Below are 7,250 nucleotides of genomic sequence, written 5' to 3'. Positions count from 1 at the left end.
CGCCCGTTCCCCGGGTGGCGGCCGGGCCGGTCCTCGACCGCGGTGCGCGGGCCGCGGGAGTGGCCCGGCGCGGACACGGGAGGTCCGTGGCGTCCGGGTCCGCCGCACACCCCACTGTAGGGGGAGGCGCCCCGTCCGCCCAGCCGTCCTATGACGTTACGTCGATAACCGGTCACCCTCCGCAGGCGGTGAAGCGGTTGCGGAGGTGCACCGGAGAACGAACAAGGCCCCCTCGCGTGAAGCGAGGGGGCCTTGGCTGTGCGTGCGCCGCCAGGGACTCGAACCCCGGACCCGCTGATTAAGAGTCAGCTGCTCTAACCAACTGAGCTAGCGGCGCCTGCTGACCTGGAAAACTCTACCCGATCCCGAGCGGTGCTCCCGACCATCCCCTCGCCGCACCGGCCTGTCGGATGGTCGTTTTTTCCCTTCTATCCGTCAAACTGCGGTATGTCGTGACGTAGGTCGCGACCGTTGACACGCTGACGCCCGAGCAGATGCGCCCGAGGAACTTGACGACTGCGGAGGGGAATCGCATGACTGTGCCGGCCTTCGAGGAGTACGTACCCGCCATCGACTGTCCCTGTCCCGGCTGCGCCGCCCAGCGGCGGACCGCCGCAGGCGGACTGCCCGTGCGGAGCGGGGGACACCCGGCCGCGCGCGGCGCGCGGCGCGCGATGGTGCTGGTCACCGCCGCCGGAGTGGTGCTCGGAGGCGGGGCCGCGGAGTCCGCCGGCGCGCCCGCCGACCCCGCCCCGGTGCCCGGCACGGGGGTGCTGACCGGCATCGGCCCGCTGCCGGACAGCCCCCAGGGGCTCCCGGGTCCGCTGCGCGGGTCAGGTGTGCCGGGGCCGGCGGCCGCCCAGGCGGCGGTGACCGAGCCACGGGCGACGACCCGGACCGAGATCATCGACCGCGCGAAGAAGTGGGTGGACGCGCGGGTTCCGTACAGCATGTCGGCGTACTGGTCGGACGGGTACCGGCAGGACTGCTCCGGCTATGTGTCGATGGCCTGGAACCTGCCGGGCAACGAGTGGACCGGCAGCCTCGCCGCGTACGGCACCCGCATCGCCCGCGAGGACCTCCAGCCCGGCGACATCCTGCTCTTCCACAACCTCGCCGACCCCGGGAACGGCTCCCACGTCACGATCTTCGGCGGCTGGACCGACGGTACGCACACGCACTACACGGCGTACGAGCAGACCAAGCCGCACACCCGCAGGCAGACGACGCCCATGGCGTACTGGACCAACTCCGCGAGCTATGTCGCCTACCGCTACAAGGGCCTGAGCACGGGGAAGTCGGGCAGCGAGGCCGGCGGTGAGCCGTTCCCCGGCGCGGCGAAATTCGGGCCCCGTACGAACAACGCGCACGTGACCCGGCTCGGCGCGATGCTCGTCGCCCGGGGCGGCAAGCGCTTCTACAAGATCGGCCCCGACCCGGTCTGGACCGGCGCCGACCGCCGGGCCACCCGGGCGTTCCAGCAGGCCCAGGGGTGGAAGGGCGCCGAGGCCGACGGCATCCCCGGCCCCCACACCTGGAAGCTGCTGGTGACCGGAACCGGCCGCGACATTCCCGCCGCGAGCGGGCAGGCCGGCCCGAAGGCGGCTCCGGCCTTTCCCGGACGGGGCTATTTCCGGCCGGGTCGGTCGAACAGCCATGTCGACAGGCTCGGAAAGCAGTTGGTGAAGAAGGGGTACGGCGCGCACTACCGGCTGGGCCCCAGCCCCCGGTGGACCGAGGCGGACCGGCGCAATGTCGAGACCTTCCAGAAGGCCCAGGGCTGGCGGGGGACGGAGGCCGACGGCTATCCGGGCCCGGAGACCTGGCGGCGACTCTTCGCGTGACACGACGGACATGACGGAGGCGGAAATGCGATCCACGGTGTCGGACAGCTCCGGAAACCCGGAGAACGGCCAGGAGACGGAGTACGGGGCGGTCCCGGTACGGGAATGGGTCGGCCCGGGCGGAGCGGGCAGCGTCACGGACGCGTGGGCGGCGGGGGCCGCGGCGGACGCGCTGCCGGTCGCCGAGGGGCTGCCGGTGCGGGGCGCGACCCCCGCCGGGCCCCGCGCCCCCGAGCCACCTCCCCTCTTCGGGCCGGTGTCGGTGTCGGTGCCCTCGGACGACGAGGTGGTGGTCCAGGTCGCGGAGCCGGCCGCTCCGGACCGCGGCGGTGACACCGATTCCGTCGTCGATCTGGTGCTCGACCTCCGGTCGGGCGAGGAGGACCGCGGGGCCGCGCTCGGCGCCACCTCGGCTTCGGTATCGGTGCCGGCGGGGACGAGGGCTCGCGCGGAGGAGCCCGCGGACGCGGTGCCGGTGGACGCGCGCCCCGCGGACGCGCCCGCGCGGGCCCTCGTGAAGAACGCCGCGCCCGAGGACGCCGCGCCCGAGGCCACCGGTCCCGAGGACGCCGCGCCCGTCGCGGAGGCTCCCCGGCCCGAGCCGGTCCTCGCCCTCGCCGGGGCCCGGGTGCCCGGTCCGGACGCCGCGCCCCGACCCGACCCGGTCCGGGACAGCGGCCGCCACCAGGCGGTCATCGCCAACGAGCGCACCGCCTCCATCCCGGTGCACCTCCTCTTCCGCGAGGACCGGCGCGCCGGTGCCGCCGCCGTGCCGCCCACCGTCGTACGGCCGGCGGGCGGCGAGGCCGGGGTGCGGCGGCCGCCCGTGCCGAGGACGCCGCAGGTGCGCCCCTCGACCCGCCCCGCCCCCGACGCCGACCCCCGGCTCCGCGAGCGGCCCGGGCCCGCGCTGCCCGGCTGGGTCGCGCTGCTCACCGGCTTCGGCGGGACCGCGGCGGCCGGTGCGGTGCTGTGGTGGACGGGCGTGGTCCCGGCGGCTCTGCTCGCCCGGGTCGGGCTCGGTCCACGGCCGTACGAGGGGCTGCCCACCGGCGCCTGGGCGGCGCTCGTGTTCCTGGCGGCCGTCGTGCTCTTCGCGCTCGGCGGCCTGGGCCGGGGGCGGGTCGGGCACGCCTGGGTGCTCACGCTCTTCGGGCAGTACCGGGGCAGCGTACGGCGCACCGGCCTGGTGTGGGTCAGCCCGCTGCTGCTCCGCCGGCGGATCGACGTACGCCTGCGGCACTGGCGCAGCGAGCCGCTGCCCGCCGTGGACGCGAACGGCACGGCGCTTCGGGTCGTCGTCCAGGTCGTGTGGCGGGTCAAGGACACCGTGCGGGCGGCGCTGGGGATCGAGGACCACGAGGCGTACCTGCGCGAGCAGGTCGAGGCCGCGATGGCCCGGGTACTGTCCCAGCTGCCCGCCGACGCCTTCCACGAGGACGCGCACACCCTGCGCAACGCGGAGGCGGTCGGCGACGCGCTGACCCGGATGCTGAAGGCGGACTGCGAGCCGGTCGGCGTCGAGGTGTACTCGGCCCAGCCGACCGGGATCGAGTACGCGCCGGAGGTGGCGGCGGCGATGCAGCGGCGCCGGATCGCGGCGATCGACGCGCAGCACCGGGACAGCGTGCTGACCTCGGTCGTGGACGCGGTGGACGACACCGTCAGCCGGCTCACGGAACGGGGCCTCGTGGAGCTGGACGACTACGAACGGAAGGCGCTGGTCAAGGACTTGACGGTGGCGTTCTACACCGGGCGGACCGGGGGCGACGGCTCCTGAGGATGCGTGGGGGGAGGTTCCGGGCAACCGGAATCCCACGCTCATTGGTCTGGACATGGTCAAGGCGCGGCAATAATCTAAGCCTTGGTCTAGACCGCAGAACGCGTACGCAGCAGTGCTCATGGAATCCCCTCCCCCCACGATCCGAGGAGCGACAACACATGCGTATGAAGGCAAGCGCGGCCCTGGTCGGTCTTGCGGTAGCGGGCGTCTCGATGTTCGCGACGAGCAGCGCCAGCAGCCACGGCTACACGGACAACCCGATCAGCCGTCAGAAGCTGTGCGCCAACGGCACGGTGACCGGTTGCGGCAACATCCAGTGGGAGCCGCAGAGCGTCGAGGGTCCGAAGGGCTTCCCGGCGGCCGGACCGGCGGACGGAAAGATCTGTTCCGGGGGTCACGGCGAGTTCGCCCAGCTGGACGACCCGCGCGGCGGCAACTGGCCCGCCACCAAGGTGACGGCCGGTCAGGGCTTCAGCTTCCGCTGGCAGTTCACCGCCCGCCACGCCACGTCGGACTTCCGGTACTACATCACCAAGGACGGCTGGGACCCCACCAAGCCGCTCACCCGGGCCGACCTGGAGCCGCAGCCCTTCATGACGGTGCCCTACGGCGGCAAGCAGCCCCCGGCGACCCTGACCCAGCAGGGCACCATCCCCACCCAGAAGTCGGGGAAGCACATCATCCTGAGCGTCTGGAACGTCGCGGACACGGCCAACGCGTTCTACGCGTGCTCGGACGTCCAGTTCTGACGTCGGCGAGTGCCCGTGCCGCTTAGGTGACGTGCTGCCGGCGGGCAGCACGGCGAACCCCGGGGAGTCCAAGGACTCCCCGGGGTTCCGCTGTGCCGGTCCGGGCCGGGCCACGGTCAGACCTGGGCCGGGAGCGGGGGCGCGGCCGGCGTCCCGGCGGCGGTCTCCCCGGCGGCCGGGGCCGTCCGGGTCGCCCGGCGCAGCAGGGTCGCCGCGAGCACCGCGCCGGTCAGCAGGATCAGGGTGCCGGTCACCGAGGCGTACCGCATGCTGTGCACGAAGGCGTCCTGGCCGATCGCGATCAGCGAGTGGTCACCGGTGGACAGCGCGCCCGGCAGGGTCTTGCGGGCGGCCTCGGGGGCGGAGGCGGGCATGTCCGCCCGGTAGACCGCGGTGGCGACGGCGCCCAGGAGGGCCATGCCGAGCGCCCCGCCGAACTCCTGCCCGGTCTCCAGGAGCGAGGCGGCCGAGCCGGCCTTCTCCGGCGGGCTGACGGCCATCGCCATGTCCGAGACCAGCGCCATCACCGCGACGATGCCACTGCTCATCACGGCCGAGCCGATCAGCAACAGGACCAGCGAGTCGGTCCCGGCCAGCGTGAAGACCCCGAAGCCCGCCGCGCCGACGGTGAACCCGCCGCAGACCACGTACGCCCGCGGGACCCGCTGGCCGAGCGCGGTCGCCGCGGGGGCCGCCGCACCCACCGCCAGGGACGGGGCCAGGCTCCACAGCGCGGCCTCCATCGTGCTCATGCCGAGCACCGACTGAAGGTACTGGGTGGTGAAGAAGGCCGAGCCCATCATCGCGAAGGCGGCCAGCGCGTTGAGCCCGATCCCGGTGCCGAAGCCCCGGCCCCGGAACAGCTCCCGGCTGATCATCGCGTCGGAGCGGGTGCGCTGCCGGTGGACGAAGACCCAGCCGACGGCCAGCCCGGCGGCGATCACAGCGGCCCAGGCGATGTCGAACCCGTGGGCGGCGCTCTCCTTGATGCCGTAGACCACCGGCAGCACCGTGCCCATGGACAGCGGGACGCTCAGGAAGTCGAAGCGGCCCGGGTTCGGGTCCTTGAACTCCGGCACCAGCAGCGGCACGAGCACCAGCAGCAGGACCATCGCGGGCACGTTGATCAGGAAGACCGAGCCCCACCAGAAGTGCTGGAGCATCACCCCGCTGAGCACCGAGCCGAGCGCGACCCCGCCGGCCATGGCGCCCGACCAGATGCCGATCGCCTTCGCCCGCTGCTGCTCGTTCCGGAACATGTTGCGCACGAGCCCGATCGTGGAGGGCATCAGCGTCGCCCCGCCGATGCCGAGGACCGCCCGGGCCGCGATCAGCATCTCCGGGCTGTTCGCGTAGGCGGCGCAGACCGAGGCGGCGCCGAAGGCGAGCGCCCCGATCATCAGCAGCTTCCGGCGCCCGATGCGGTCGCCCAGGGAGCCCATCGTGATGAGGAGGCCGGCCAGGGCGAAGGCGTACACGTCGAAGATCCACAGCTGCTGGGTGGCGCTGGGTGCGAGGTCCCGGTCGATGGACGGGATCGCGAAGAAGAGGACGGAGATGTCCATCGAGACGAGGAGGAGGGGGAGGAGCAGGACCAGGAAGGCGGTCCACTCCCGACGTCCGGCGAGTGCGCCGGAGGCGGCGGTGGTGCTCGTGGGGTTCGTCATGCCAAGGAATATACGGCTGTTTAAAACAGGTGTCTAGTACGTCTGTGTAAAACGTTCGTACATAACTGCGGGCAGCACACAACGCACGAGGCGGTCTCCGTTGATACGGAAACCGCCTCGTGCGTTGTCTGTGCGCCGCCAGGGACTCGAACCCCGGACCCGCTGATTAAGAGTCAGCTGCTCTAACCAACTGAGCTAGCGGCGCCTGCTGACGTGAAAATAATACCTGGTCCGGAGGGGTGCTGGTGACCGCCTGCCCTGCCGCCCCGGCGGCCGGTCCTACAGGGCCAGCGACAGCAGCATCGGGGCCGCGCGCCGGTTCAGCGTGTCCGCCGCCGCGCGCAGCCGGTGCGCGTCCTTCACCGGCATCGACAGCGCCAGGCAGCCCGCCGACGACCCGGCGGTCAGCGGCACCGCCGCGCACACCGTGCCGACCGCGTACTCCTGGAGGTCGAGCACCGGGACCGTGGCCGGCTGGCTGTCCAGCTTGGAGAGGAGGACCTTCTCGCTGGTGATCGTCCGCGAGGTCAGCCGGGGCGTCTTGTGCCGGGCGATGTGGTCGCGCCGGCCGTTCTGGTCGAGCTGGGTCAGCAGGCACTTGCCGATCGCCGAGGCGTGCGCCGCTGACCTGAAGTCCACCCACTCGTTGACCGCCGGGGTGAGCGGGCTGTCGGCGTACTGCGTGACGCGGATCTCGCCGTCGATGTACCGGCTGATGTAGACCGCCGCGCCCACCGAGTCGCGGAGCTGGGCCAGGGTCTGCTGGAGCTTGGACTCCAGCGCCTGGCGGCGGGCGGCGCCCGAGCCGAGGAGCAGCAGCGAGGCGCCGATGACGTACGCCCCGTCGGTGATCTGCTCCACGTAACCCTCGCGGCGCAGCGTCAGCAGCAGGGAGGTGAGGTGGCCGGAGGGCAGCCCCGTCTCCCGGGAGAGCTGGGTCTCCGTGACCCCGCTGCCGTGCTTCGAGACCGTTTCGAGCACGCGGAGGGCGTACTGCACCGAGTGGAACGGCGCGGTCGGTTCGGGCTTCAGCACCACGGATTCCCCCTGCAAGTCGGGACCGGAGGCCGGTTGGTGGGCCGTCGACCTCGCCCCCACGATAGCCGCCGATGGCCTGTTCAGGGCGGTGTGCGGCGGACTCGTGGGTGCGCCCCGGAGCTGTCAGCAGGGGCGCACCCGTATGGCATATGCCATGGTCATGCGCGAG

At 72.7% G+C, this 7,250-nt stretch carries 5 protein-coding genes and 2 tRNA genes; 3 read left to right on the top strand and 4 right to left on the bottom strand.

Annotated features, from left to right (window positions below):
* Positions 1 to 263: 263 nt before the first annotated feature.
* Positions 264 to 337, bottom strand: a tRNA-Lys gene (locus ACN6LM_RS28180).
* A gap of 196 nt (positions 338 to 533) precedes the next feature.
* Between ACN6LM_RS28180 and ACN6LM_RS28175 the strand changes: the two genes are divergently transcribed.
* The 3 genes from ACN6LM_RS28175 (at position 534) to ACN6LM_RS28165 (ending at position 4,376) form a co-directional block, all read left to right on the top strand.
* On the top strand, positions 534 to 1,844 hold the full coding sequence (locus ACN6LM_RS28175) for a peptidoglycan-binding protein (RefSeq protein WP_445068192.1): 1,311 nt from the start codon (positions 534 to 536) through the stop codon (positions 1,842 to 1,844).
* A 25-nt stretch (positions 1,845 to 1,869) separates the two neighbouring features.
* The gene (locus tag ACN6LM_RS28170; protein ID WP_445068191.1) at positions 1,870 to 3,624 is read left to right on the top strand and encodes an SPFH domain-containing protein; all 1,755 of its coding nucleotides are present in this window, start codon (positions 1,870 to 1,872) and stop codon (positions 3,622 to 3,624) included.
* A gap of 161 nt (positions 3,625 to 3,785) precedes the next feature.
* Positions 3,786 to 4,376, top strand: coding sequence for a lytic polysaccharide monooxygenase auxiliary activity family 9 protein (locus ACN6LM_RS28165; protein ID WP_164636379.1), 591 nt, complete (start codon positions 3,786 to 3,788; stop codon positions 4,374 to 4,376).
* A 116-nt stretch (positions 4,377 to 4,492) separates the two neighbouring features.
* Here ACN6LM_RS28165 and ACN6LM_RS28160 read toward each other — a convergent pair whose 3' ends face one another.
* The 3 genes from ACN6LM_RS28160 to ACN6LM_RS28150 form a co-directional block, all read right to left on the bottom strand.
* Positions 4,493 to 6,043 (bottom strand): MFS transporter, encoded by a 1,551-nt coding sequence (locus tag ACN6LM_RS28160; RefSeq protein ID WP_445068190.1) that lies wholly within the window; start codon positions 6,041 to 6,043, stop codon positions 4,493 to 4,495.
* A gap of 131 nt (positions 6,044 to 6,174) precedes the next feature.
* Positions 6,175 to 6,248 (bottom strand) — tRNA-Lys (locus ACN6LM_RS28155).
* Between the two features lie 74 nt (positions 6,249 to 6,322).
* Entirely contained in the window at positions 6,323 to 7,081 is a 759-nt protein-coding gene (locus ACN6LM_RS28150) for an IclR family transcriptional regulator (RefSeq protein ID WP_445068189.1), read from the bottom strand.
* Positions 7,082 to 7,250: the final 169 nt, after the last annotated feature.

The sequence above is a fragment of the Streptomyces sp. SAS_281 genome, assembly GCF_052542855.1.
The sequence above is the reverse complement of the archived record's forward strand: the minus strand, read 5'-3'. Positions and strand labels throughout refer to the sequence as shown.

Excerpts from the sequence above, each read along its gene's own strand:
- ACN6LM_RS28175 (WP_445068192.1), top strand. The coding sequence starts at position 534 with ATGACTGTGCCGGCCTTCGAGGAGTACGTACCCGCCATCGACTGTCCC.
- ACN6LM_RS28170 (WP_445068191.1), top strand. The coding sequence starts at position 1,870 with ATGCGATCCACGGTGTCGGACAGCTCCGGAAACCCGGAGAACGGCCAG.
- ACN6LM_RS28165 (WP_164636379.1), top strand. The coding sequence starts at position 3,786 with ATGCGTATGAAGGCAAGCGCGGCCCTGGTCGGTCTTGCGGTAGCGGGC.
- ACN6LM_RS28160 (WP_445068190.1), bottom strand. The coding sequence starts at position 6,043 with ATGACGAACCCCACGAGCACCACCGCCGCCTCCGGCGCACTCGCCGGA.